General features: G+C 71.8%; 28 protein-coding genes. 17 read left to right on the top strand and 11 right to left on the bottom strand.

The window, feature by feature from the left end:
- Positions 1-38 precede the first annotated feature (38 nt).
- A complete protein-coding gene (locus AB4039_RS13825) occupies positions 39-1,232 on the top strand; it encodes an RtcB family protein (protein WP_442270841.1) in 1,194 nt (397 codons plus the stop codon).
- A gap of 524 nt (positions 1,233-1,756) precedes the next feature.
- On the opposite strand, the gene AB4039_RS13820 is transcribed toward AB4039_RS13825, so the two are convergent.
- Positions 1,757-2,032, bottom strand: a complete 276-nt coding sequence (locus AB4039_RS13820) for a hypothetical protein (protein ID WP_442270840.1) — start codon at positions 2,030-2,032, stop codon at positions 1,757-1,759.
- A 26-nt stretch (positions 2,033-2,058) separates the two neighbouring features.
- Here AB4039_RS13820 and AB4039_RS13815 point away from each other — a divergent pair, with 26 nt between their 5' ends.
- Positions 2,059-2,451: a polysaccharide deacetylase family protein gene (locus AB4039_RS13815; RefSeq protein WP_442270839.1), complete on the top strand. Its 393-nt coding sequence runs from the start codon at positions 2,059-2,061 to the stop codon at positions 2,449-2,451.
- A 2-nt stretch (positions 2,452-2,453) separates the two neighbouring features.
- Here the strand turns inward: AB4039_RS13815 and AB4039_RS13810 are convergent, their stop codons facing one another.
- Positions 2,454-3,221 carry an SDR family oxidoreductase gene (locus AB4039_RS13810; RefSeq protein ID WP_266839730.1) on the bottom strand — a complete coding sequence of 256 codons (768 nt, stop codon included), beginning with the start codon at positions 3,219-3,221 and terminating at the stop codon, positions 2,454-2,456.
- Between the two features lie 85 nt (positions 3,222-3,306).
- Positions 3,307-3,639 carry a YnfA family protein gene (locus AB4039_RS13805; RefSeq protein WP_266839729.1) on the bottom strand — a complete coding sequence of 111 codons (333 nt, stop codon included), beginning with the start codon at positions 3,637-3,639 and terminating at the stop codon, positions 3,307-3,309.
- A gap of 138 nt (positions 3,640-3,777) precedes the next feature.
- On the opposite strand from AB4039_RS13805, the gene AB4039_RS13800 reads away from it, so the two are divergent.
- On the top strand, positions 3,778-4,215 hold the full coding sequence (locus tag AB4039_RS13800; protein ID WP_266839728.1) for a hypothetical protein: 438 nt from the start codon (positions 3,778-3,780) through the stop codon (positions 4,213-4,215).
- Here the strand turns inward: AB4039_RS13800 and AB4039_RS13795 are convergent.
- The 3 genes from AB4039_RS13795 to AB4039_RS13785 are packed head-to-tail and all read right to left on the bottom strand — an operon-like array spanning position 4,203 to position 7,138.
- On the bottom strand, positions 4,203-5,903 hold the full coding sequence (locus AB4039_RS13795) for an FAD-dependent monooxygenase (protein ID WP_442270838.1): 1,701 nt from the start codon (positions 5,901-5,903) through the stop codon (positions 4,203-4,205). The genes AB4039_RS13800 and AB4039_RS13795 overlap by 13 nt on opposite strands.
- Before the next feature lie 42 nt (positions 5,904-5,945).
- Positions 5,946-6,680, bottom strand: coding sequence for a Mut7-C RNAse domain-containing protein (locus tag AB4039_RS13790; protein WP_266839727.1), 735 nt, complete (start codon positions 6,678-6,680; stop codon positions 5,946-5,948).
- A 41-nt stretch (positions 6,681-6,721) separates the two neighbouring features.
- A complete protein-coding gene (locus AB4039_RS13785) occupies positions 6,722-7,138 on the bottom strand; it encodes a winged helix-turn-helix transcriptional regulator (protein ID WP_266839725.1) in 417 nt (138 codons plus the stop codon).
- Between the two features lie 160 nt (positions 7,139-7,298).
- Here AB4039_RS13785 and AB4039_RS13780 point away from each other — a divergent pair, with 160 nt between their 5' ends.
- A complete protein-coding gene (locus AB4039_RS13780; RefSeq protein WP_266841720.1) occupies positions 7,299-8,198 on the top strand; it encodes an NADP-dependent oxidoreductase in 900 nt (299 codons plus the stop codon).
- 115 nt (positions 8,199-8,313) lie between these two features.
- Here AB4039_RS13780 and AB4039_RS13775 read toward each other — a convergent pair whose 3' ends face one another.
- Positions 8,314-8,820: a GNAT family N-acetyltransferase gene (locus AB4039_RS13775; protein ID WP_442270837.1), complete on the bottom strand. Its 507-nt coding sequence runs from the start codon at positions 8,818-8,820 to the stop codon at positions 8,314-8,316.
- A gap of 127 nt (positions 8,821-8,947) precedes the next feature.
- On the opposite strand from AB4039_RS13775, the gene AB4039_RS13770 reads away from it, so the two are divergent.
- Entirely contained in the window at positions 8,948-9,475 is a 528-nt protein-coding gene (locus AB4039_RS13770; protein WP_266839721.1) for an EF-hand domain-containing protein, read from the top strand.
- 137 nt (positions 9,476-9,612) lie between these two features.
- Here AB4039_RS13770 and AB4039_RS13765 read toward each other — a convergent pair whose 3' ends face one another.
- Positions 9,613-10,050: a hypothetical protein gene (locus AB4039_RS13765; protein ID WP_030232110.1), complete on the bottom strand. Its 438-nt coding sequence runs from the start codon at positions 10,048-10,050 to the stop codon at positions 9,613-9,615.
- A 307-nt stretch (positions 10,051-10,357) separates the two neighbouring features.
- Here AB4039_RS13765 and hemL point away from each other — a divergent pair, with 307 nt between their 5' ends.
- From hemL to AB4039_RS13725, 8 genes are all read left to right on the top strand, one after another.
- Positions 10,358-11,680: a glutamate-1-semialdehyde 2,1-aminomutase gene (gene hemL, locus AB4039_RS13760; RefSeq protein WP_442270836.1), complete on the top strand. Its 1,323-nt coding sequence runs from the start codon at positions 10,358-10,360 to the stop codon at positions 11,678-11,680.
- Positions 11,677-12,351, top strand: a complete 675-nt coding sequence (locus tag AB4039_RS13755; RefSeq protein WP_442270835.1) for a histidine phosphatase family protein — start codon at positions 11,677-11,679, stop codon at positions 12,349-12,351. The genes hemL and AB4039_RS13755 overlap by 4 nt, the downstream gene beginning before the upstream one ends.
- A gap of 148 nt (positions 12,352-12,499) precedes the next feature.
- On the top strand, positions 12,500-13,750 hold the full coding sequence (locus tag AB4039_RS13750; RefSeq protein ID WP_266839716.1) for a hypothetical protein: 1,251 nt from the start codon (positions 12,500-12,502) through the stop codon (positions 13,748-13,750).
- A gap of 77 nt (positions 13,751-13,827) precedes the next feature.
- Entirely contained in the window at positions 13,828-14,472 is a 645-nt protein-coding gene (locus AB4039_RS13745; protein ID WP_266839715.1) for a TlpA disulfide reductase family protein, read from the top strand.
- A gap of 4 nt (positions 14,473-14,476) precedes the next feature.
- Positions 14,477-15,253 (top strand): cytochrome c biogenesis CcdA family protein, encoded by a 777-nt coding sequence (locus AB4039_RS13740; protein ID WP_266839714.1) that lies wholly within the window; start codon positions 14,477-14,479, stop codon positions 15,251-15,253.
- A gap of 13 nt (positions 15,254-15,266) precedes the next feature.
- Positions 15,267-17,003, top strand: a complete 1,737-nt coding sequence (gene resB, locus AB4039_RS13735) for a cytochrome c biogenesis protein ResB (protein WP_442270834.1) — start codon at positions 15,267-15,269, stop codon at positions 17,001-17,003.
- On the top strand, positions 17,000-18,082 hold the full coding sequence (gene ccsB, locus AB4039_RS13730; protein WP_266839711.1) for a c-type cytochrome biogenesis protein CcsB: 1,083 nt from the start codon (positions 17,000-17,002) through the stop codon (positions 18,080-18,082). The genes resB and ccsB overlap by 4 nt, the downstream gene beginning before the upstream one ends.
- A 25-nt stretch (positions 18,083-18,107) precedes the next feature.
- Entirely contained in the window at positions 18,108-18,611 is a 504-nt protein-coding gene (locus AB4039_RS13725) for an SRPBCC domain-containing protein (RefSeq protein ID WP_442270833.1), read from the top strand.
- Here the strand turns inward: AB4039_RS13725 and AB4039_RS13720 are convergent.
- Positions 18,587-19,129 (bottom strand): hypothetical protein, encoded by a 543-nt coding sequence (locus AB4039_RS13720; RefSeq protein WP_442270832.1) that lies wholly within the window; start codon positions 19,127-19,129, stop codon positions 18,587-18,589. The two genes, AB4039_RS13725 and AB4039_RS13720, sit on opposite strands and share 25 nt — an antisense overlap.
- Before the next feature lie 74 nt (positions 19,130-19,203).
- Positions 19,204-19,527: a PLD nuclease N-terminal domain-containing protein gene (locus AB4039_RS13715; protein WP_442270831.1), complete on the bottom strand. Its 324-nt coding sequence runs from the start codon at positions 19,525-19,527 to the stop codon at positions 19,204-19,206.
- Positions 19,528-19,617: 90 nt separating this feature from the next.
- Between AB4039_RS13715 and AB4039_RS13710 the strand changes: the two genes are divergently transcribed.
- Genes AB4039_RS13710 through AB4039_RS13695 form a run of 4 tightly spaced genes read left to right on the top strand, consistent with a single transcriptional unit; the run spans position 19,618 to position 23,088 of the window.
- Entirely contained in the window at positions 19,618-21,075 is a 1,458-nt protein-coding gene (locus tag AB4039_RS13710; RefSeq protein WP_266839704.1) for a menaquinone biosynthesis decarboxylase, read from the top strand.
- Complete coding sequence (locus tag AB4039_RS13705) at positions 21,072-21,557, top strand: hypothetical protein (protein WP_266839703.1); 486 nt, start codon at positions 21,072-21,074, stop codon at positions 21,555-21,557. Before AB4039_RS13710 ends, AB4039_RS13705 begins: the two co-directional genes overlap by 4 nt.
- Positions 21,554-22,477, top strand: coding sequence for a menaquinone biosynthesis prenyltransferase MqnP (gene mqnP / locus AB4039_RS13700; protein ID WP_442270830.1), 924 nt, complete (start codon positions 21,554-21,556; stop codon positions 22,475-22,477). The genes AB4039_RS13705 and mqnP overlap by 4 nt, the downstream gene beginning before the upstream one ends.
- Positions 22,478-22,503: 26 nt before the next feature.
- Positions 22,504-23,088 (top strand): Uma2 family endonuclease, encoded by a 585-nt coding sequence (locus AB4039_RS13695; protein ID WP_442270829.1) that lies wholly within the window; start codon positions 22,504-22,506, stop codon positions 23,086-23,088.
- 4 nt (positions 23,089-23,092) lie between these two features.
- On the opposite strand, the gene AB4039_RS13690 is transcribed toward AB4039_RS13695, so the two are convergent.
- The gene (locus AB4039_RS13690; RefSeq protein WP_266839701.1) at positions 23,093-23,686 is read right to left on the bottom strand and encodes a rhomboid family intramembrane serine protease; all 594 of its coding nucleotides are present in this window, start codon (positions 23,684-23,686) and stop codon (positions 23,093-23,095) included.
- Between the last annotated feature and the right edge of the window lie 65 nt (positions 23,687-23,751).

Raw genomic sequence — 23,751 nt, 5'->3', positions numbered from 1 at the left:
TCTGTGACTTTCTGTGGTTTCCGGGGGATTGACGTCATATGTCGTATGTAGAGGTGTCCGGGGCGAACGTCCCGATCCGGATGTGGACCGATCCGGCGTCGGTCGAGGACAGCGCCATGCGGCAGTTGCAGAACACGGCGGGCCTGCCCTGGATCAAGGGCCTGGCGGTGATGCCGGACGTCCACTACGGCAAGGGCGCCACGGTCGGCTCGGTCATCGCCATGAAGGACGCGGTCTGCCCGGCGGCGGTGGGCGTCGACATCGGTTGCGGCATGTCGGCGGTGAAGACCTCCCTGACGGCGAACGACCTCCCGGGTGACCTCTCGAAGCTCCGCTCCCGCATCGAGCAGGCGATTCCGGTGGGGGCGGGGATGCACAGGGAGGCGGTGGACCCGGGGCGGCTGTACGGGTTTTCGGTGCAGGGGTACGAGGACCTTTGGAAGCGCTTCGACTACCTCACGGACGCGATCAAATTCCGTCAGGAACGCGCCACAAAACAGATCGGAACGCTCGGATCCGGAAACCACTTCATCGAGTTCTGTCTCGATGAGTCAGGTTCGGTCTGGCTGATGCTGCACTCCGGATCCCGGAACATCGGCAACGAGCTCGCCGCACACCACATCGGCGTCGCCCGGGGGCTGGCGCACAACCAGGGACTGGTCGACCGGGACCTGGCGGTTTTCCTTGCGGCGACCCCGGAGATGGAGGCGTACCGCAACGACCTCTTCTGGGCCCAGGAGTACGCGAAGTTCAACCGCGCGGCCATGATGAGCCTGTTCAAGGAGGTCGTGCGCAGGGAGTTCCGCAAGGCCAAGGTCTCCTTCGAGCAGGAGATCAGCTGCCACCACAACTACGTGGCGGAGGAGCGGTACGACGGCATGGACCTGCTCGTCACGCGGAAGGGCGCGATCCGCGCCGGCAGCGGTGAGTACGGGATCATCCCGGGCTCGATGGGCGCGGGCTCCTACATCGTGAAGGGCCTCGGCAACGAGAAGTCCTACAACTCCGCCTCGCACGGAGCGGGCCGCAAGATGAGCCGCACCGCGGCGAAGAAGCGCTTCTCCGCGCGGGACCTGGCGGACCAGACACAGGGCGTGGAGTGCCGCAAGGACATCGGTGTGGTGGACGAGATCCCGGCCGCATACAAGTCGATCGAGCAGGTCATCGACCAGCAGAGCGACCTCGTCGAGGTCGTGGCGAAGCTGAAGCAGGTCATCTGCGTCAAGGGCTGACGTCGGCACGCGGGGGCCCGGACCGGTGACGGTCCGGGCCCCCGCGTCCGTGTCCGGCCCTCATCCGCCGTCGAGGAGCAGGTCCACCGGGAGTTCGAGGGAGACGCCGACGTACTCCGGGATGGTGAGGGAGGTGCCGCGCTTGTGGGTCGTGCGGTGGCGGTAGGTGCCGTTTCGCGGTTCGCGGCAGGCGACGACCTCGTCGTGGCGGCGGTCGACGATGACACGACGAGCCGGGTCAGTGTGCGTGCGTGACGTCCGTCGGCGGGTGGTGGTGTCACGATGAGCCTCCCCTGGAGAATCTCCACTCGGTGCCTGGGAAGCTCCCTGGAGAGTCGATCGGCGGCCTCCGCGATCGTGGTCTCGTGCTGTATCACGGCCATAGCCTCCTCCTTTTCGCGAACCACGCTTTCGGAGCGTAGCGGTGTCCGCCGACAATTCGCATGGATTCACCCATACGGGCTTGGTGAATGCCTCTGGCCCAACTCCCCTTTTCTGCAAGGGGGTTGACTGGCCGAGTTGGTCTAGACCAGGGTGTGCGGCATGTGGAGATCCCGCGCGCTTCTCGCCGCCCTCGCGTCGTTGTCGCTCGCTCTCGGGGCCGCCGGGTCGGCCCAGGCCGGGGTGGGGCTGCCGCCCGTGGTGTCGCACGTGCCGACCCAGGACGAGGTCGTCTTCATCACCATCGACGACGGCTGGAACCACGACCCGGAGGCCGCCCGGATCCTGCTGGAGAAGCGGGTGCCGGTGTCGTTGTTCCTGCTGCCGGGGGCGACCGCGTACGACACCGGGTACTTCACCGCTCACCGGGCAGGGCCGGGCGACGGTGGAGAACCACACCGTCAACCACCCCGACCTGACGACCCTCGACGCCGCCGGGAAGGACGCCGAGGTGTGCGGGGCCGGGGAGCGGCTGGCGGCGACCTTCGGGGGGAAGGAGCCCAGGCTGCTGCGGCCGCCGTACGGGGCGGTCGACGACGCCGTGCGGGCCGCGGCGAAGGCGTGCGGGGTGAAGGCGCTGGTGACGTGGACGTACGACTTCACCACCTGGAGCCAGACCCCGCCGACGCCGCGGCTGAAGGCCGGCGACATCGTGCTGTTGCACTTCACGCCGACGCTGGCGGCGGACCTGCGGCGGGCCCTGGACGCGGCGAAGGCCGCCGGGCTGAAGCCGGCGGCCCTCATGCCGCAGCTGAAGGCGGCCGGACTGGTGCCGTAGGTCTACGGCTCGCGGTGGACCTTGGTGTTGGAGGCCTGGGCGCGGGGGCGGACGACCAGGAGGTCGATGTTGACGTGGCTGGGGCGGGTCACCGCCCAGGTGATGGTGTCGGCCACGTCGTCGGCGGAGAGGGGCTCCGCGACGCCCTCGTAGACCTTCTCGGCCTTGGCCGCGTCGCCGCGGAAGCGGGTCTTGGCGAACTCCTCCGTCTTGACCATCCCGGGGGCGATCTCGATGACGCGGACGGGCTGGCCGACGATCTCCAGGCGGAGGGTCTCCGCGAGGACGCGGGCGCCGTTCTTGGCGGCGACGTAGCCGGCGCCGCCCTCGTAGGTGGAGTGGCCGGCGGTGGAGGACAGGACGACCACCGTGCCGTCGCCGCTCGCGGTGAGGGCGGGGAGGAGGGCCTGGGTGACGTTGAGGGTGCCGATGACGTTGACCTCGTACATCGTGCGCCAGTCGGCCGGGTCGCCGGTGGCGACGGGCTCGGCGCCGATGGCGCCGCCGGCGTTGTTGACCAGGACGTCACAGCGGTCGAGGGAGGCGGCGAAGGCGTCGACGGCGGCGCGGTCGGTGACGTCGAGGGCGTGGGCGGTGGCCTCGTAGCCCGCGTCGGTCAGGTCGCCGGCGAGGGTCTCGATGCGGTCCTTGCGGCGGGCGGTGAGGACGACGTGGTAGCCGGCCGCGGCGAGCTGCCGGGCGGTGGCCGCGCCGATTCCGCTGCTCGCGCCGGTGACTACGGCGGTTCGGGTGGCCGTGCGCGTGCTCATGAGCGGGCTCCTCGTTCGATCGTGGGGACGTTCGTCCGCGGGGTCGTTCGTTCGTACGGGCGAATCCTCGCCAGCATAGGCCGGGTCAGCGGCGCGGCGCGTACATGATCACGGCCATCCCGGCGAGGCAGACGAGGGCGCCGGTGACGTCCCAGCGGTCGGGGCGGTAGCCGTCGGCGACGACGCCCCAGAGGAGGGATCCGGCGACGAAGACGCCGCCGTATGCGGCCAGCACGCGGGCGAAATCGCCTTGGGGCTGGAGGGTGGCGACGAATCCGTACAGGCCGAGGGCGATGACGCCGGCGCCGATCCAGGCCCAGCCCTTGTGTTCGCGAACGCCCTGCCAGACCAGCCAGGCGCCTCCGATCTCCAGGGCGGCGGCGAGGGCGAAGAGGGCGACGGAGCGTGCGATGAGCATGGCCGGAAGCCTACGCAGGCGAATGGGGGAGGGCTCGCCCTCGTTCGTGTGATGGTCCGACCAGGGGGTGGGTGGGCCGGTTAGCGTCCGCGCGAGGAGGTGGTGGCGGTGCGCCGTGGTGCCGTACGGAGTGTGGTGGTGGCGGGCTTGCTGGTGCTGGGCGGGGCCGGGCCCGCGGGTGCGTGGGCCGGGCCGGAGGCCGACGTGGCCTACCACGGGCGGGTGTCGCTGGCCCCCGGCCGGCTGAAGGTGTGGATGGTGCCGCAGAACGAGGGGCCGTCCGGGGTGGCGGACGCGACGGTGCGGGTGCGGCTGTCGGTGGACCTCGCGGACCGGCAGGAGCTGGCCGAGGGGTGTGCGCGGGTGGGGCAGCGCGAGGTGGTCTGCGAGACGGGCGAGCTGCCGGAGCACGGCAGGGGGCGGCACATCGGGCTGTCGCTGGGGCTGCGGGAGCGGCCGGCCGAGGTGGTGGTGCGCATCGACACGTGGTGGGACGGCGGGGCGACCGACCGCAACCGCGGCAACAACGAGCACGTGGTGCTGGCCCTGGACACGGGTGACGATTACGCCTTCTGAGGGCCTTGAGGGCCTTGAGGGCCTTGAGGGCCTTGAGGGCCTTGAGGGACCCGGGGGCCGGCGGATCCCGGCAGGGGGCGGGGCAGCAGCCAGGCGGCGACGGCCGCGGTGAGTTCGGCGTCGGTGGGCCGGGGGGCGCTCCAGGCGACGTATCCGTCGGGGCGTACGAGGACGCACGCGGTGCGCGTCCCGGAGGCCCAGCGGCGGTGGGCGAGGGGGGCTCCGGGCGGGGTGGCGGTGCCGGGCGGGGTGACGAGGACGAAGCCGCCGGTGCGCAGGGCCTCGTAGAGGCGCTCTCCGTCGGCGAGGGCGAGGTCGGGGGCGCGCCGGCCGGCGGGGGTGGGGCGGCGGGTGCCGGGCGGGGGCGGGTAGGCGATGCCGATGCCGGAGACGATGCCGAGGGCGCGTTCCCGGGCGGGGCCGACGTGGGCGAGGAGGGCTGCGCCGAGGGCGCGGGCGGTGCGGTGGGCCGGGGTGGCGGCCATGGCGGCGCGGACGATGGTGCCGCTGACGCGCAGGACGAGGCGGCCGACGGGGTGGCGTTCGCGGTGGTAGCTGTCGAGGAGGGCTTCGGGGTCGGGGGCCTGGCCGTGGAGGACGGCGGCGAGTTTCCAGGAGAGGTTGGCGGCGTCCTGGAGGCCGGTGTTCATGCCGAGGCCGCCGGCGGGGGAGTGGACGTGGGCGGCGTCCCCGGCGAGGAAGACGCGGCCGACGCGGTAGTGGGGGACCTGGCGTTCGTCGCTGTGGAAGCGGGACATCCAGCGGGGGTCGTGCATGCCGTGGTCGGTGCCGAGGGCGTCGCGCAGGACGGCGCGGAGTTCGTCGAGGTCGACGGGGGCGGTGTCCGGGGCGTCGGCGTCGCGGCGCCAGCCGATGGCGCGGTACCAGCCGTCGCCGAAGGGGACGAGGAAGCCGAAGGCGTCGGCGGCGCCGTTGACGGCGAGGGCGTCTTCGGGCGGGTCGGTGAGGCGGACGTCGGCCAGGATCATGGAGCGGACGACGGCGCGGCCGGGGAAGGGGAGGCCGAGGGCCTCGCGGACGGTGGAGCGGACGCCGTCGGCGCCGACGACGTGGCGGGCGTGGATCCGGCGGATGGGGGCGGTGCCGGGGGTGTCGGTCGAGGTGGTGCGCGGGGAGCCCGGGGTGTCCGGGGTGTCCGGGGTGTCCGGGGTGTCCGGCGTGGTGGGCCGGAGGTCGAGGGTGACGGTGTCGCGGCCCTGACGCAGGCCGATGACCCGACTGTCGTACTGGATGTCCACCCCTGTGGACAACGCGCGGCGCTCCAGGAGTTTCTCTGTCTCATATTGAGGGGTGATGAGCGCGAACGGGTAGCGCGAGCGCAAGCGTTGGAGGGAGAGGGGCATGCCACCGAAGGGGCGTATGCGGTCGATCCGGCGGCCGGTGGTGACGAGCGGGTCGGCGAGTCCGCGGGCGTCGAGCAGTTCGAGGGTGCGGGCGTGCACGGCGAAGGCGCGGGTGAGGTTGGCGGCGGTGCGGGGGCGCCGCTCCACGAGGGTGACGGAGAGTCCGGTGGCGGCGAGGTCGCCGGCGAGCAGGAGTCCGGTGGGTCCTGCGCCGACGACCACGACGTCGACGACGGTCCGGGGGTCCGCGGTCGCTACGGACCGGGGGTCGGTCGCGGTGGTGGCGGGGTCCATGACGTGCGAGGTGTTCTCGGCTGAGGTCATGGCCGGAGAGTCTGCCGGACGGGACCCTCCGGGGGGTGGGGGTCAGGCGGCGGCGCCGCCGAATTCGGCCATGGCCTCGCCGACGATCCGTTCCAGCCGGGCGTGATGGGCGCCGCGCCAGTAGACGCGTTCGCAGTCGGCGCACTGCGCGAAGACGTCGTACGAGCGCTGCGTGCCGTGTTCCAGACGGTCGCCCACGCTGTCCTTGTCGGCCTCGTGCAGGGGGCCGTTGCAGGCCGTGCAGCGGGTCCAGGGGGCGAGGTCGGGGGCGAACCGGCCGAGGACGTCGCGGAGTTGGTCGTCGGGGTTGTCGCTGTAGACGTAGGCGCCGGCGAAGATCTCGCGGCGGCGCAGGAGGCCGCGGTCGCGGGAGAGCAGGACGCGGCGTTCGGCGGCGGAGCGGGTGGCGAGCGCGGGGTCGCCGATGTCCTCGTTCTCGTAGGCGGCGTCGACGCCGAGCAGGCGCAGGCGGCGGGCGAGGGTGCCGAGGTGGACGTCGAGGAGGAAGCGCAGCGGGGCGTCGGGGAGCCGCTGCGGCCGGTCCACGCCGAACACCTCGACGGACTGGCCCGCTTGGGGCACGTAGGAGACGGGCACCTCGTGGCCGTCGACGAGGAGGCGGCCGACCTCGGTGAGGGGGACGCCCGCGGATTCGACGACGTGGCCGATGCTGGAGGCGCCGTCGGTGGCGGTCGGTACACGTTCCGCGCGCCGGCTGGGCGGGGCGAAGAGGCGCAGTTCGGGGGCGAGGGTGAGCTGAATGCCGGGACCGTTCACGATCCCAGCATGCCATCGGGGGGCGGGGTGGCGCGGCCGAATTACGTGGTCGCGAGGGCTCCGTCGTAGGCGTCGCGGTGGGCGCTGACGTCGTCGAAGTGGTTCTCCGCCCAGCGCTTCACGGAGGAGAGGAGACAGCCGAGGCTGCTGCCGAGTTCGGTGAGGGCGTAGTCGACGCGGACGGGGACGGTGGGGGTGACGGTGCGGCTGACGAGGCCGTCGCGTTCGAGGGAGCGGAGGGTCTGGGTGAGCATCTTCTGGCTGACGCCGGGGATCTTGCGGCCGAGGTCGCTGTAGCGCATGGAGCCGGTCTCGGCCTGGCCGAGGGCGCTGAGGATGAGGCCGACCCACTTGTCGCTGATGCGGGCCAGGAGCTGGCTGGTGGGGCACTCCTTGACGAAGGCGTCGTAGGCGGCGCGGGCTTCGTCGCGGCGGGCGGCGGCGGTGCGGGTGGCCATGGTTACCCACTTCCGGGTCGGGTACGCACTCCGGAGTGCGTACTTACGAAAAGAGAGTACCTCTCCCTAAGTTAGTGGTCATCGGGAAGGGCGGAACCGCCCGGCGAACCCGAGCCGACCGAGACAGGGGAGAAAGAGAATGAGCGAGCAGACGCACACCATGCGGGCAGCGGTCGTCGACGCCTTCGGCGGTCCGGAGCAGGTGCGGGTGGAGCGGGTGCCGGTGCCGCGCCCGGAAGCCGGCCAGGTCCGGATCCGGGTCCGGGCGGCCGGGGTGAACCCGGTCGACGGAGCGGTCCGCGTCGGGGTCTTCGGCGGGGCCGGGCAGCGGCTCGGGCTCGGGTGGGACGTGGCGGGCGAGATCGACGCCGTCGGCCCGGAGGTGGAGGGCTGGACGGTGGGCCGCCGGGTGGTGGGCCTGCACTACGGCCCGGTGAAGCCGCTCGGCACGCACGCCGAGTACGTGGTGCTCGACGCCTCGGCCCTGGCCCCGGCCCCCGGGACGGCGGACGACGCGGCCGCGGCGGCGCTGCCGCTGAGCGGGCTGACGGCCGCCCGCGCGGTGGACCTGCTCGGACTGGCTCCCGGCGCGTCCGTGCTGATCACCGGCGCGGCCGGGGTGGTCGGAGGGCTCGCGGTCCAGCTGGCCGTCCGGGCCGGACTGGTGGTGACCGCCCTGGCGGGCGCGGAGGACGAGGCGTTCGTACGGTCGCTCGGCGCGAGCGCCTTCGTGGAGCGCGGCGGGGCGCCGGCCGCCCCGGTCGACGGGGTCCTGGACGCGGCGGTCCTGGGGGAGGCCGCGCTGGCCTTCGTCCGTGACGGAGGGGTCTACGTCGGGCTCCGCCCTCACGGCGGGCCGGCCGCGGAGCGGGGGATCCGGGTCGAGGAGCAGGAGGTCGCCCCCGACGGCGAGCACCTGGGGCGGCTGGTCGCGCTGGTCGACGCGGGGGAGCTGACGCTCAGGGTCGCGGACACCTTCGACCTCTCGGACGCCGCGAAGGCGCACGCCGCCCTCGGCACCCCGGGCACGCGCGGCCGGCTGGTCCTCACGGTCGGCTGAAGGGCTGAAGGGCTGAAGGGCTGAAGGGCTGAAGGGCAGAAGGGCCGGGCGCCCGGGGGCTCCGGCCGGGCCGGGCCCGGCCCCCGCGGCCCGGCCGCCGACGGGGAGGGCGGGGTCAGGGGGTGAGGGGCAGGTGCCAGTCGTTGGAGGGGTGCGGGGTGCCCGGGGGGTACTCGAAGTCGACCCGGCCCAGGCACGCGAAGCCCGCCCGGCGGCAGACGGCGTTGGACGCCGGGTGGTCGGTGCCCGGGAAGGCGTGCAGGGCGCCGCGGGAGCCGTGGGCGCGGACGTGCGCGACGAGTTCGCCGAGGGCGACCGCGGCCAGGCCGCGGCCCTGGAACTCCGGGAGCACCGCCCAGCCGGTCTCGTACACCGGCTCGCCGCGCCACTCCCGCTCCCAGAAGCCGATCGACCCGACGGTCTCGGCGCCGAGCACCACCCGGAACATCCGTCCGGCGGCCGGCTCCCGCGCGCTCAGGGCCTCGTAGCGGCGCTGCCGGCCGGCGAGCTTCTCCTCGGACTCGGGCCCGCCGAGGTGCACGGTCATCTCCGCCGAGTTGCACCGCGACAGCAGCCAGAAGTCGTCCTCGCCCCAGGGCTCCAGCCGTACGCGTGTCTCCATGCGGCCACTCTGCCCCGTGGGCTGGGGGGCGGAAAGAGGTGAGAGGGGGCGCGTGGGGCGCGCGGGGCGGGTGAAGGGGTGAAGGGCGGGGTAGCGGGCCAGTCCGAAGTACGCGAAAGGAATCTTCATGGACACGGCCACCTCGCTCATTGCAAAGCGCCACATCTTCACCATGCTCGATGTGGACGGGGACGGCGTGATCTCCCGTCACGAGTACCTGTCCCGCCCCGAGCGAGCCGCGTCGGCGATGGGCCGCGGCGACGACGACCCGCGGGTCGCGGTCGCCCGCACCGCCCACGAGCGGGTGTTCGCCTCGATGGACGCGGACGGCGACGGGGCGGTGACCTTCGAGGAGTACGCGGCCTGGGCGGGCGCCGAGGCCTTCGACGAGGTCTGCCGGCAGGCGCTCGGCTCGCTGTTCGACCTCGCCGACGCGGACGGCGACGGGGCGCTGGACCGGGCGGAGTTCACGCGGCTGCGCGAGGCGCTGGGCAATCCGGCCGACAACGCCGGTCCGGCGTTCGACGCGCTGGACCGGGCCGCCGGCGGCCACGGGCGCGTCGGCCGGGAGGCCTACCTGGCCTCGATCCGCAGCTACGTCACGGAGGGCACGTCACCGATGGCGGAGGCACTGCACACGGCCGCCGCCCGCTGACCAGCCGCGCCGACCCCGCCCGGGCCGCCGCCCGCTGACCAGCCGCGCCGACCCCGCCCGTCGCACCGACCCGGCATCGGCCCCGCCCCGCCCCGCCCCGGCCCGCCCCGCGACCGCGGCGGGGCGGGACGGCCCGGTCAGGGCCAGACGAGGCAGTACGGCTGGTGGCCGGCCTCGTGGAGGCGGTGGGAGAAGTCCTGCCACTCGTGCAGCAGCTGGTAGACGTTGAAGGCGTCCCGGGGGCCGCCCCGGTCCGGGACGGTCGACCAGATGAAGGCGGCCGCGCCCACCGACTCCTCGCCGACGCCGCGCAGCGGGTCGACCACCGTCATCGGGAGCTTGACCACGGCGTAGTCGGGGTGCAGGACGACCAGCTCCAGCGGGGGCACCTTGTGCAGGGGTATGCCCTCGATGCCGGTCAGGACCATCGCGGCGACCGTCTCCGGCTTGATCTTGGTGAACATGCCGCCCATGCCGAGCTCGTCGCCGCCCAGCTCCTCGGGCCGCATCGTCTGGGGCACCCGCGCGGCCGTGGCGCCGTCGGGGGCGCCGAAGTACTTGTACGTCACTCCCATGCCGCGGCCCTTGGGGAGGCCGTCCCCGCCGTCCGGCGTCCGGGTGGGAGCCGGCACGGGATCGGCCGCCTCGGCGCCGCGGCGCCGGTGTTTGCCGCGACGGGCTCGGGCATCGCGGGCGCGCTGCGGGTCCAGGCCGTCCGTACCCTCGCCCGGTCCACCACCGCGTTGCATATCTCCACCCGACACGTATTGCCTGCCCCGGCCCCGCGGCCCCCGCCACGCAGCCTGATCATCATGGCAGTGACCTCCCCCGCGGCGGCGCGGTGAAACGCCCGTCCGCAAGTCTGTCGCGGCCTCTGAGACCATGGCTGGTGTGAGCTACCCGTACCCGTATGAAGCCCCAGTTTCGCAGACGCTCTTCGAGCGCGCGTCCCTCGTGACCCCCGGCGGCGTGRACTCTCCCGTGCGCGCCTTCCGTGCCGTGGGCGGTACGCCCCGGTTCATGGTGTCCGGTACCGGTCCCTATCTGACCGATGCCGACGGGCGCGAGTACGTCGACCTGGTCTGCTCGTGGGGGCCGATGATCCTCGGCCATTCCCACCCCGAGGTGATCGAGGCCGTGCAGGCCGCGGTCGCCCGCGGCACGTCCTTCGGCACGCCCGGTGAGGGCGAGGTCGCGCTCGCCGAGGAGATCGTCGCCCGTATCGAGCCCGTCGAGCAGGTGCGCCTGGTGTCCTCGGGCACCGAGGCGACCATGTCGGCGATCCGGCTGGCCCGCGGCTTCACCGGCCGCGCCAAGGTCGTGAAGTTCGCCGGCTGCTACCACGGTCACGTCGACGCGCTCCTGGCCGCCGCCGGTTCCGGCCTGGCGACCTTCGCCCTGCCGGACACCCCCGGTGTGACCGGCGCGCAGGCCGGCGACACGATCGTGCTGCCCTACAACGACCTCGACGCGGTGCGGGCGGCGTTCGCCGCGCACCCGGGCGAGATCGCCTGCGTGATCACCGAGGCCGCGCCCGGCAACATGGGCGTGGTGACCCCGGGCGAGGGCTTCAACCAGGGGCTGGCCGACCTGTGCCGGGAGAACGGCGCGCTGTACATCTCCGACGAGGTGATGACCGGTTTCCGTACCTCCCGCGCGGGCTGGTACGGCGTGGACGGGGTCGAGCCCGACCTGATGACCTTCGGCAAGGTCATGGGCGGCGGCTTCCCGGCGGCGGCGTTCGGCGGCCGTGCGGACGTCATGGGCCACCTGGCCCCGGCCGGCCCGGTGTACCAGGCGGGCACGCTCTCCGGTAACCCGATCGCCACCGCGGCCGGTCTCGCGCAGCTGCGGCTGCTGGACGCGGCGGCGTACGAGAAGGTCGACGCGGTGTCCGCGGAGATCCAGGGTCTGGTGACGGCGGCGCTGGCCAAGGAGGGCGTGGCGCACCGGCTGCAGACGGCCTCCAACATGTTCTCGGTGTTCTTCACCGAGGACGAGGTCCGCAACTACGACGACGCGAAGAAGCAGGAAGGGTTCCGCTTCAACGGGTTCTTCCACTCGATGCTGGCGCAGGGCGTCTACCTGCCGCCGTCGGCGTTCGAGTCGTGGTTCGTGTCCACCGCCCACGACGAGCGCGCCGTGGAGCGCATCGCGGCCGCGCTTCCCGCCGCCGCCCGAGCCGCCGCGGAGGCGACCGCATGAGCGACATCACCGTCGTCCACCTGATGCGGCACGGCGAGGTGCACAACCCGGACGGGGTGCTCTACGGGCGCCGGGCCGGGTACCACCTCTCCGAGCTGGGCCGGCAGATGGCCGACCGGGTGGCCGAGCACCTCCAGGACCGGGACGTCACGCACGTGGTGGCCTCCCCGCTGGAGCGGGCGCAGGAGACGGCCGCGCCGATCGCGAAGGTGCACGGCCTGGAGCTGGCGACGGACGGCCGGCTGATCGAGGCGGGCAACGTCTTCGAGGGCAAGACCTTCGGCGTCGGCGACGGCGCGCTGCGCAAGCCGGGCAACTGGAAGCACCTGACGAACCCGTTCAAGCCGTCGTGGGGCGAGCCGTACGTCGAGCAGGTCGTACGGATGATGAGCGCGATCGAGRCGGCGCGGGACGCGGCGCGCGGGCACGAGGCGGTGGCGGTCAGCCACCAGTTGCCGATCTGGATCGTGCGGAGCTTCGCGGAGAAGCGGCGGCTGTGGCACGACCCGCGGCGCCGGCAGTGCACGCTGGCCTCGCTGACGTCGTTCACGTACCAGGGCGACAAGCTGGTGTCGGTGGGCTACAGCGAGCCGGCGCGGGACCTGGTCCCGGCGCACCTCCTGGCCGGAGCGAAGCCGGTGAAGGGCAAGTCCAAGGCCTTCGGCGCCTGACTCCGCCTCTCCCGCGGGCCCGTCCCCACCCGGGGCGGGCCCCGAAGGCAAAGCCGGGTCATGGGCAGGCCTAATTTCATACAAGTTGCGCACGCGCTGCCGTGTCGAAGGGTCGACGTCGCGGGATTGTCCGTTTATATGACATTTCATGAGCGACGTACGCGACGTCAGTCGAAGGGGATTGCTCGGGTTCGGACTCGGTGCCGCTGCGGCGATCGGGCTCGCCGGCTGCGGTGGCGGCGGTGGCGGCACGTCCGGGTCCGGGTCCGGTAGGCACGGCCCGATAGCGGCCGGCGACGGCTCCGCGCCGCCCGCGGCGGTCCGCGTGATCGGCGACGGCTCCACCGCCGACACCGGACCGCAGCCGCACCAGCCGCCCCGGCCCGTCCCCCTGGAACCCGGTCAGACCCCGCCGCAGTTCGTCGTCTTCAGCTGGGACGGCGCGGGCGAGGTCGGCAACGGCCTCTTCCCCCGCTTCCTCAAGCTCGCCAATGACCACGGCGCGGCGATGACCTTCTTCCTCTCCGGCCTCTACCTCCTGCCGGAATCGAAGAGCGGCCTGTACCACCCCCCGAACAACCCCGTCGGCGCCTCCGACATCGGTTACCTCAAGGACGAGAACGTCCGCAACACCCTCCACTTCGTCCGCCAGGCCTGGCTCGACGGCCACGAGGTCGGCACGCATTTCAACGGCCACTTCTGCGGCGGTTCCGGTTCCGTCGCGCACTGGAGCCCGGAGGACTGGCGGTCGGAGATCGACCAGGCGGTGGCGTTCGTCACCAACTGGCGCACCAACACCGGCTTCACCGACCTCGAACCCCTGCCCTTCGACTACCGCAAGGAGCTCATCGGCGCCCGCACCCCCTGCCTCCTGGGCCAGGAGGGCCTGTTGCCGACCGCCGCCCGCCTCGGCTGGCGCTACGACTCCAGCTCGTCCGGCGGCCTGCAGCAGTGGCCGGCGAAGAAGGCGGGCGTCTGGGACCTGCCCCTCCAGTCGCTGCCCTTCCCCGGGCACACGTTCGAGGTGCTGAGCATGGACTACAACATCCTCGCCAACCAGTCGCAGAACACCACCCGGGGCGTGCCCGCCAACTACCCCGCCTGGCGCTCCCAGGCCACCGCCACCTACCTCGGCGGCTTCCGCCGCGCCTACGAGACCAACCGCGCGCCCCTCTTCATCGGCAACCACTTCGAGGAATGGAACGGCGGCATCTACATGGACGCCGTCGAGGAGGCCCTCAAGGCCATGGCGGACAAAAAGGACGTACGCCTCGTATCCTTCCGGCAGTTCACCGACTGGCTCGACGTCCAGGACCGGAAACTGCTGGCCAGGCTGCGGACCCTGGCCCCCGGACAAGCCCCGCCCGGCGGCTGGTCCGCGTACCTTTCGGCCGCCTGACCGGTACTGACCAGCGCCTTAACAACCCCGTCGGGGGGTGCGGAAGATCGGCAAATCGCTCATGCGAAACTTTTCACATGAGCCTCAGCCGCGCCCGTGTCCGTCGTAGTAGCAGCCGCTCGACCAGCGGCCGCGCCGTCCTGCTGACCGCGGTGACCCTCGCGAGCACCCTCGCCCTGTCGGCGTGCAGCGACGCGGACGGCGGCGGCAAGCCCTCCGGCTCGGCCGGGGGCAACTACGTGACCGGCCCCAACGGCATCTCCACCGTGGCCAAGGCCGACCGCGTCGACGCCCCCAAGCTCGACGGCGAGACGGTGGACGGCAAGACCGCCGACACCACCGCCCTCAAGGGAAAGGTCGTCGTCCTCAACGTGTGGGGCTCCTGGTGCCCGCCGTGCCGGGCCGAGGCGCCGTACTTCGCGAAGGTCTCCAAGGAGATGACCGACGCCGGCAAGGACGTCGCCTTCGTCGGCCTCAACACCCGCGACAGCAGCAAGCAGAACGCCACCGCCTTCGAGGAGAACTTCGGGATCACCTACCCGAGCCTCTTCGACCCGGACGGGAAACTGATGCTCCGCTTCCCCAAGGGCACGCTCAACCCCCAGTCCATCCCCTCCACGATCGTCCTCGACAAGGAGGGCAAGATCGCCGCCCGCACCCTCGTCGCGGTCAACGAGGAGCAGCTGCGCTCGATGATCGACCCGCTCCTCGCGGAGAAGTGACCCCGTGGTCGCCCTGCACCTCCTCGCCGCCGAAGCCACCGGTGTGAACACCACCGTGCTCAACGGCGCGCTGCTGCTGGCCCTGCCGCTCTCGCTGCTGGCCGGGCTGGTCTCCTTCTTCTCCCCCTGCGTCCTGCCGCTGGTCCCCGGCTACCTGTCCTACGTGACCGGCGTCGGCGGCGCCGACCTCGCCGAGGCGCGCCGCGGCCGGATGCTGGCGGGCGCGAGCCTGTTCGTGCTCGGCTTCACCGCCGTCTTCGTCTCGACCGGCGCGCTCTTCGGCTACTTCGGGGACACCCTCGCCGCCAACAAGGACGTCATCTCCCGGGTGCTCGGCGGGGTGGTGATCCTCCTCGGCTTCTTCTTCATGGGGTGGATCCCCGGTCTGACGATGCGCGAGTTCCGCTTCCACCGGAAGCCGGCGGCCGGCCTGCTCGGGGCGCCGCTGCTCGGCGTGCTCTTCGGGGTCGGCTGGAGCCCGTGCATGGGTCCGACGCTCGCGGCGGTCAACACCCTCTCCATCGACCAGGCGACCGCCGGCCGCGGGGCGCTGCTCACCGTGGTGTTCTGTCTGGGGCTGGGCCTGCCGTTCATCGCCACGGCGCTGGCCTTCCGCAAGGCGCTGGGCGCTTTCGGCTGGGTGAAGAAGCACTATGCATGGGTGATGCGCATCGGCGGCGGCATGCTGATCGTGACCGGTCTGCTGCTCGTCACAGGAATGTGGGCCAGCATCGTCAGTGAGATGCAGGGCTGGACCCAAGGCTTCACGGTGGGGATCTGAGGACTACACGCACATGAGTACGACCGACAAGGCGCCCGCCGAGGCGCCGCACGAGTCCGACGCCACCGACGAGGCGGCCGGCGCGCAGCTGTCCACCGCCCCCGTCGAGGACGGCCCCGCCGCCCCCGTCGGCATCGGCGTGATCGGCTGGGCCCGATGGTTCTGGCGTCAGCTCACCTCCATGCGGGTGGCGCTGATCCTCCTGTTCCTGCTCTCGCTCGGGTCCATCCCCGGCTCCCTCATCCCGCAGACCCAGGTCGACGCGATGAAGGTCGCGGACTGGAAGAAGACCCACGAGTTCTGGGTGCCGGCCGCCGAGAAGCTCCAGCTCTTCGACGTCTACAGCTCGGTGTGGTTCTCCGCGATCTACATCCTGCTGTTCGTGTCGCTGATCGGCTGCATCGTTCCGCGCACCTGGCAGTTCGTCGGCCAGCTCACCGGCCGTCCCCCGGGCGCGCCGCGGCGCCTTGACCGGCTGCCGGCGTACACGACGTGGCGTACGGAGAAGTCCCCGGACGAGGTGCTCGCCTCGGCGAAGGGCGTCCTGGGCGGGCGCCGCTTCCGTACGGAGGCGGGCGGGAACTCCGTCGCCGCCGAGAAGGGCTACCTGCGCGAGGCCGGGAACCTGATCTTCCACATCGCCCTGATCGTGATGCTGGTGGCGTTCGCCGCCGGTCAGCTGTTCAAGTCCGAGGGCGGCAAGCTCGTCCTGCGCGGCAAGGGCTTCTCCAACACGCTCACCCAGTACGACGACTTCAAGTACGGCAGCCTCTTCTCCTCGGACGACCTGGCGCCGTTCTCGTTCACGCTGGACAAGTTCGACGCGACGTACGAGAAGACGGGCCCGCAGAAGGGCACCGCGCGCGACTTCAAGGCCTACGTCACCTACAGCGAGGGCGCCGACGGCGCGCCGCGCCAGGCCGAGATCGAGGTCAACAAGCCCCTGGAGATCGACGGCTCCAAGATCTTCCTGCTGGGGCACGGGTACGCGCCCGTCATCTCGGTGACCGACCCCACCGGGAAGGTGATCTACAAGGACGCCGTCCCGATGCTGCCCTTCGACGCGAACCTGAGTTCCTCGGGCGCGGTCAAGGTCCCGGACGGCTACCGCAACAAGAACGGCGACAAGGAGCAGCTCGGCTTCAACGCCATGTTCGTGCCGACCTTCGCGGGCGAGGGCAAGGGCACGATGCTCTCGCAGTTCCCGGCGCTGGACTTCCCCGTCCTCGCGCTGAGCGCCTACCACGGCAGCCTGGGCGTGGACTCGGGCCTGCCGCAGAACGTGTACCAGCTGAACACCTCCAAGCTCCAGGAGTTCAAGGGCGCCGACGGGCAGCTGTTCAAGAAGCGCCTGCGGCCCGGCGAGGCGATGGAGCTCCCGGGAGGCGAGGGCACCGTCAGGTTCGAGGGCGTCGAGCGCTGGGCGACCTTCTCGGTCACCCGGCAGCCGGCCAGCGGGCTGGCCCTCGCGGGCGCCATGGCCGCCATCGGCGGTCTGGCCGCCTCCCTGTTCATCCAGCGCCGCCGGGTCTGGGTCCGCGCGGTGCGCGGCGAGGACGGGGTGACCGTCGTCGAGATGGCCGGCCTGGGCCGCAGCGAGTCCGCGAAGCTGCCGGAGGAGCTGTCGGCGCTCTCGGCCGCCCTGTTCGAGCGGGCGCCCTCCGCGCCCGCCGCCGCACCCCCCGCAGACGCGGAACCCGCAGGATCCGCGTCATCCGCAGATGAAGCCCACGAAGGAGAGCGCGCATGACGCTGCTCGCGGCCGCTACCAACGAGAGCCTGGCCGATCTCAGCAACAAGCTGGTGTACGCGTCGATGGCGGTCTACACGCTCGCCTTCTTCGCGCACATCACCGAATGGGTCTTCGGCAGCCGCAGCAAGGTGGGCCGTACGGCCGCCGCGCTGACGCCGGCCGCGGCCGGCGCGGCTCCCGCCGTGCAGGTGCGGACCAAGGGCGGCGGCACGGCCGTCCTCGACAGGCCGCAGGTCGTCACCCGCTCCGCCGCGGGCACCCGGGACGTCCCGGACGGCCCCGGCGCGGCCGGCGGCACCGAGAAGGGTGACCTCTACGGACGGATCGCGGTCTCGCTGACCGTCCTCGGCTTCCTCATCGAGGCGGCCGGCGTGGTCTCCCGCGCGATGTCGGTGCAGCGGGCCCCCTGGGGCAACATGTACGAGTTCTCGGTGACCTTCTCCACGGTGGCCGTCGGCGCGTACCTGCTGCTGCTGGCGCTGAAGAAGAACGTCCGCTGGCTCGGTCTGATCCTGGTCACCACGGTCCTGCTGGACCTCGGCATCGCCACCACCTGGCTGTACACCGCCAGTGACCAGCTGGTTCCGGCCCTGCACTCGTACTGGCTGTGGATCCACGTCTCGACCGCGATCTTCTGCGGCGCCGTCTTCTACATCGGTGCGGCGGGCGCGGTGCTCTACCTGTTCCGCGACAGCTACGAGGCCCACCTGGAGGCCGGCCGCACGCCCGGCCGTTTCCGCTCCTCGGTGATGGAGCGGCTGCCCTCGGCGGCCTCGCTCGACAAGTTCTCGTACCGCATCAACGCGGCCGTCTTCCCGCTGTGGACGTTCACCATCGTCGCGGGCGCGATCTGGGCCGGCGACGCCTGGGGCCGCTACTGGGGCTGGGACCCCAAGGAGGTCTGGTCCTTCGTGACGTGGGTGGCGTACGCCTGCTACCTGCACGCGCGGGCCACCGCGGGCTGGAAGGGCCGCAAGGCGGCGTACCTGGCGCTGTTCGCCTTCGCCTGCTGGATCTGGAACTACTACGGCGTGAACATTCTGCTCAGCGGCAAGCACTCGTACGCGGGCGTCTGAGCGCAGGCGGTGCGACGCTGGTGGTATGCCTCCTGTGAGCCATGCCACCAGCGAACCGCGTGAGGGCGGACGCTGGATCGTCCGCTTCGAGACGCACGTGCCCTTCGCCTACGAGGCCGTGTGGCCCGCCCTGACCACGGCGGACGGGCTGTACGGCTGGCTGGCGGCGGTGGACGTGCTGGAACGCCGGTTCGGCGGGGCCGTCACCCTGCGCCGGCCGTACACCGCGAACACGGTGTCGGGGAAGGTCACGGCCTGGGACACCGAGCGGGTCGTGGAGTACACGGTCACCGGCGAGGGGCGGATCCGCTTCCACCTGGACCCGGTGGGCACCGATTCGACGGTCGTCCGCTTCCTCAACGAGCGCGGCGGCTCCGACGCGGAGCGCCTGGACTGCCTGGCCGCCTGGCACGAGCACTTCGAAGGGCTGGAGGCCGCGCTGGGCGGGCAGCCCGTCGACTGGGCGGGCCGGACCGAGGCCCGGCGGGCGGAGCTGCGGGCCTCCTACGCGTCCTTCTCCAGGACGTAGGCCCCGCGCCGGCCCGGGCCGGTCCCGTTGCCGAAGAAGAAGTACAGCTCCAGCGAGCGGTGCGCGTCGCGGCGCAGCTCGAAGGTCCAGGAGTAGCGGCCGGGTGCCTGGGTGACGGTGCCGGCGCGGGTGGCGGTGCCGGTGGCGGCGGGCAGGACCAGGCGCAGGTGCTGGCCGAGGCTGCGGCCGGAGTCGCGGTCCCCGGTGAGACGCCAGCGGCCGGGGCCGGAGAGCCGCCAGCCGGCGGCGTAGTCGCGTTCCTGTCCGTCGAGGAGGGTGACGGAGGCGCTGCCGTCGGCGCGGAAGACGACCTGGGTGCCGTCGACGCAGCGCCAGGTGCCGACGATCTCGGAGAGGTCGGCGTCGTAGACGGCGGGGACGGGTGGCGTGCCCTGCTGGGGGTTCCACCCGGTCATGGTGAGCAGCGCGGCGACGAGCACCCCGTAGGCGAGGAGATTGCGCAGGATCGTGTCGACGATCCGCGGCCCGCGCTCGCGTGGGGCCCGTGGCAGTGGCATGGGCCCATTCTGACAGCTCTATTGAACGCGTTCAATCAAGTTTCGCGTCACATTGTGACGCGCGGGTCCCGGTCCTACTGGTCCTTGTCCTTCTCGTCCCGGTTCTCGCGGTTCTCGCGGTTCTTCCGGTTCTCGCGTTCCTCACCCAGGGACTTCAGGAACTCCGGATTGTCGTCCGGCGCCACCCACTGGGTGCGCCCCGGGCGGCCGCCGCCGACGCCCGCCCGCTTGCCCGCGAACAGCCACACCACCGGCCCGACGATCGAGAAGATCAGGATGATGATCACCCACACCACCTTGGGGAGGTGCTTGACCTCTTCCTCGGGGGTGTTCAGACAGTCGATGAAGGTGTAGATGGTCAGCGCGATGATCAGCAGGAACGGCAGATAGCGCAGCACGGTGTGGGACCGACTCCCCAGCAGTGGCGGCGGGCCCGCGTCGGGCCCCGGTGACGTCCCCAGGGTAGTTGGTGACGGATACTGGGCCCCATGGCTTACGACGATCTCCGCTCGCTGCTCCGGGCTCTGGAGCGGGAGGGCGACCTCAAGCGCATCAAGGCCGAAGTCGACCCGTACCTGGAGGTCGGGGAGATCGTCGACAGAGTGAACAAGGCCGGCGGCCCGGCCCTGCTCTTCGAGAACGTCAAGGGCTCGGCGATGCCGCTCGCCATGAACGTCTTCGGGACCGACCGGCGCCTGCTCAAGGCCCTCGGCCTGAAGTCGTACGGCGAGATCAGCGAGAAGATCGGCGGCCTGCTGAAGCCCGAGCTGCCCCAGGGCTTCATCGGCGTCCGCGAGGCCTTCGGCAAGCTCGGCTCGATGGTGCACGTCCCGCCGAGGAAGGTGAAGGGCGAGTCCGCGCCCGTCCAGGAGGTCGTCCTCACCGGCGACGACGTGGACCTGGACCAGCTGCCGGCCCTCTTCACCTGGCCCAAGGACGGCGGCTCCTTCTTCAACCTGGGTCTCACCCACACCAAGCACCCCGAGACGGGCGTGCGCAACCTCGGCCTCTACCGTCTCCAGCGCCACGACAAGCGCACCATCGGCATGCACTGGCAGATCCACAAGGACAGCCGCAACCACTACGCCGTGGCCGCCGCGCGCGGCGAGCGGCTGCCGGTCGCGATCGCCTTCGGCTGCCCGCCCGCCGTGACGTACGCGTCGACCGCGCCGCTGCCGGGCGACATCGACGAGTACCTCTTCGCCGGGTTCGTCGCGGGCAAGCGGATCGAGATGGTCGACTGCAAGACGGTCCCGCTCCAGGTCCCGGCCAACGCCGAGGTCGTGGTCGAGGGCTGGCTGGAGCCGGGCGAGATGCTGCCCGAGGGCCCCTTCGGCGACCACACCGGTTTCTACACCCCGCAGGAGCCCTTCCCCGCACTGAAGATCGACTGCGTGACGATGCGCAAGCGTCCGCTGCTGCAGTCCATCGTGGTCGGCCGGCCGCCGACCGAGGACGGTCCGCTGGGCCGCGCGACGGAGCGCTTCTTCCTGCCGCTCCTCAAGATCATCGTGCCGGACATCGTGGACTACCACCTGCCCGAGTCGGGCGGCTTCCACAACTGCGCGATCGTCTCGATCGACAAGAAGTACCCCAAGCACGCGCAGAAGGTCATGCACGCCATCTGGGGCGCCCACATGATGTCGCTGACCAAGCTGATCATCGTGGTGGACAAGGACTGCGACGTCCACGACCTGCACGAGGTGTCCTGGCGGGCGCTGGGCAACACCGACTACTCCCGCGACCTCACGGTCGTCGAGGGACCGGTGGACCACCTGGACCACGCCTCGTACCAGCAGTTCTGGGGCGGCAAGGCGGGCATCGACGCCACGAAGAAACTGCCGGAGGAGGGTTACACGCGCGACGGCGGCTGGCCCGACATGGTGGAGTCCGATCCCGCGACGGCGGCCCTCGTGGACCGCCGATGGAAGGAGTACGGCCTGTGAGCCCCATCGACGTGGGCGGTCCCGCCCTCTTCATCGGCAGCGACACCCCCTGCGTCGCCCTGGTGCGCCCCACGATCGACCCGGCCCAGCCGGCGGTCAAGGAGGCCGCCAAGCGCGCCGGAGTCACGCCCGAGGAGTTCGCCGGCCCGTCCGACCAGTGGCAGCTGATCGCCGACCGCACCGACGGCGAGGGGCGGGAGATCGCCCTGAACGACCTCTCCGACGCCGATGCGGGCGCCTTCGCGGAGCGGCTGCTCGCCGCGATCGCCGACCCTGACGCCGAGTTCACCGAGGTGCTGACGGTCGCCGCGCACGACGTGCTGCGCCTCGACGGCCGCCCGGCGGGCGAGGGCTTCGCCTTCCTGGCCAGCGTCGTCCCGCCGCCCTCCGAGGGAACGCCCCTGCTGGAGGTGGAGATCGGCCCGTCGTCCATCACGGACCTGCGCGCCGAACTCGAACAGTTCCGGAGGTCCCTCGGATGACATCGGCTGCCGAGGACGTCCTCGGGCCCGGCCCCGCGCCCCGGTCCGCCGGCAAGGTGAAGGCCTTCCTGCGGCTCGTGATGATCGAGCACTCGGTCTTCGCGCTGCCCTTCGCCTACATCGCCGCCTTCACCGCGATGTCCCGGCTGGACGGGCGCGTGCACTGGAGGGAGCTGCTGCTCGTCACCGTGTGCATGGTGGGCCTGCGGACCTTCGCCATGGCCGCGAACCGGATCATCGACCGCGAGATCGACGCCCGCAACCCGCGCACCGCGGGGCGCGAGCTGGTCACCGGCGCGGTGTCCGTGCGGTCCGCGTGGACCGGGGCCGGGGTCGCGCTCGTGGTGTTCCTCGGCTCGGCGGCGCTGCTGAACCCGCTGTGCCTGGCGCTCGCGCCGGTCGCCGTCGTCCCGATGGTGGTCTACCCGTACGGCAAGCGGTTCACGAACTTCCCGCACGCCATCCTGGGCCTGGCCCAGGCGATGGGGCCGATCGGCGCCTGGCTCGCCGTCACGGGCGAGTGGTCCTGGGAGGCCGTGGTCCTCGGCCTCGCCGTCGGCGTGTGGATCGGCGGCTTCGACCTGATCTTCGGCTGCCAGGACGTGGCCGCGGACCGGGCGGAGGGCGTCAAGTCCGTCCCGGCCCGCTTCGGGGTCCCGGCGGCCCTGTGGGGCGCCCGCGGTGCCCACGTCGTCACCACGGCCCTGCTGGTCTGGTACGCGCTGCTCACCGACGCGGGCCCGGTGTTCTGGTTCGGGCTGCTGGTCGTCGTGGCGGCCTTCTGCTACGAGCACACCATCGTGCGGCCGCACGACCTGTCCCGCCTGAACCGGGCCTTCTTCACGGTCAACGGCTTCATCGGCATCGCCCTGTTCGTGTGTGCTTTGGCCGATCTGGTGGTGCGGGGTCTGACGGTCTGAGTAGCGTGCGGCCTACCATCGAGTGCATGGACAGGGAGGCCGACGTGACCGTCTCGGAGAGCGACCGCCTGCACTCGCAGCTCAGCCGGTTCGAGGACATGTTCCCGGGCTACCGGATGGAGATTGTCGAGGGCGCCATCGTGATGAGTCCGCTGAAGCCGCACCACGCCCGGACCATCCGGCAGCTGTGGAACGCGCTGGATGCCCAGCTGTCGGGGGAGTGGGGCTTCATCAGCGATGTCGCGGTCCCCTTCGACGGGGACAACGAATTCTGCCCCGACCTCGCCGTGCTTCCGGCGGTGGAAGCGGACAAGAACCTCAGCGCCTACCCGCCCGACCTGATCGAGCTGGCCGTCGAGGTCGTCTCGCCCAGCAGCGTGCGCAACGACTACGAGGTCAAGGACCGGGCCTACGCCCGCCGGGGGATCCCGCACTACCTGATCTTCGACCCGTACAGGGCGCAGTGCACGACCCTGTGGAACCCCGGCCCGGACGGCTACCGGGGCCGGGACGTGATCCCGTACGGCGGGGCGGTCGTCGTCGAGGCGGGCATCGGCAAGCTGACGGTCGAGACCGCGGAGCTCCCCGTGGACCCGGGTACGACCGGCTGATCCGTCAGGAGGCCCGGGGCGGGCGGCGGAAGTACAGGGCCGTCGCGATGCCCGCGGCCAGGCCGCACAGGTGGCCCTGCCAGCTGACGGTGGTGTCGGTCGGCAGGACGCCGGCCACGATCGTGGTGCCCCAGACGGCGGCGACGCCCAGGGCGACGGCGATGCCGAGGGCCCGGCGTTCCACGAAGCCGCGGACGAGCAGGTAGCCGAAGAGTCCGAAGACCAGGCCGGAGGCGCCGGCCGTCATGGTGTTCGGCGCCGCGATCAGCCAGACGCCGATGCCGTCGGCCAGCACGATCAGGGCGCACACCGCCAGGAAGCGGCGGATCCCGGACAGGGCCGTCACGAAGCCGAGGACCAGCAGCGGGACGCTGTTGGCGGCGACGTGGGCGAAGCCGAAGTGCAGGAAGGGCGCGAAGAGGATGCCGCTCAGGCCGTCCGGGTCGCGGGCGGGTATCCCGTACGCGTCGAGCGCGTGGCCGGTGACGAGGTCGACCGCCTCGATCGCCCACAACAGGGCCACCCAGCCGAGCATCAGACGGGCCGCGGCCTTCGCCCGGTCCGTCTGCGACCAGGTCTCTTCGGCCATCGTGTTCATGTACGTCCCCTCGCGCCGTCCCACGCCCTGGGACGTGCGGTCACCTTACCGACTGCCTTCGCGCC

The sequence above is a fragment of the Streptomyces sp. M-16 genome (genome assembly GCF_052114405.1).
In the GTDB taxonomy this organism is placed as follows: Bacteria; Actinomycetota; Actinomycetes; order Streptomycetales; family Streptomycetaceae; genus Streptomyces.
This window is presented reverse-complemented; position numbering and strand designations above follow the sequence as displayed.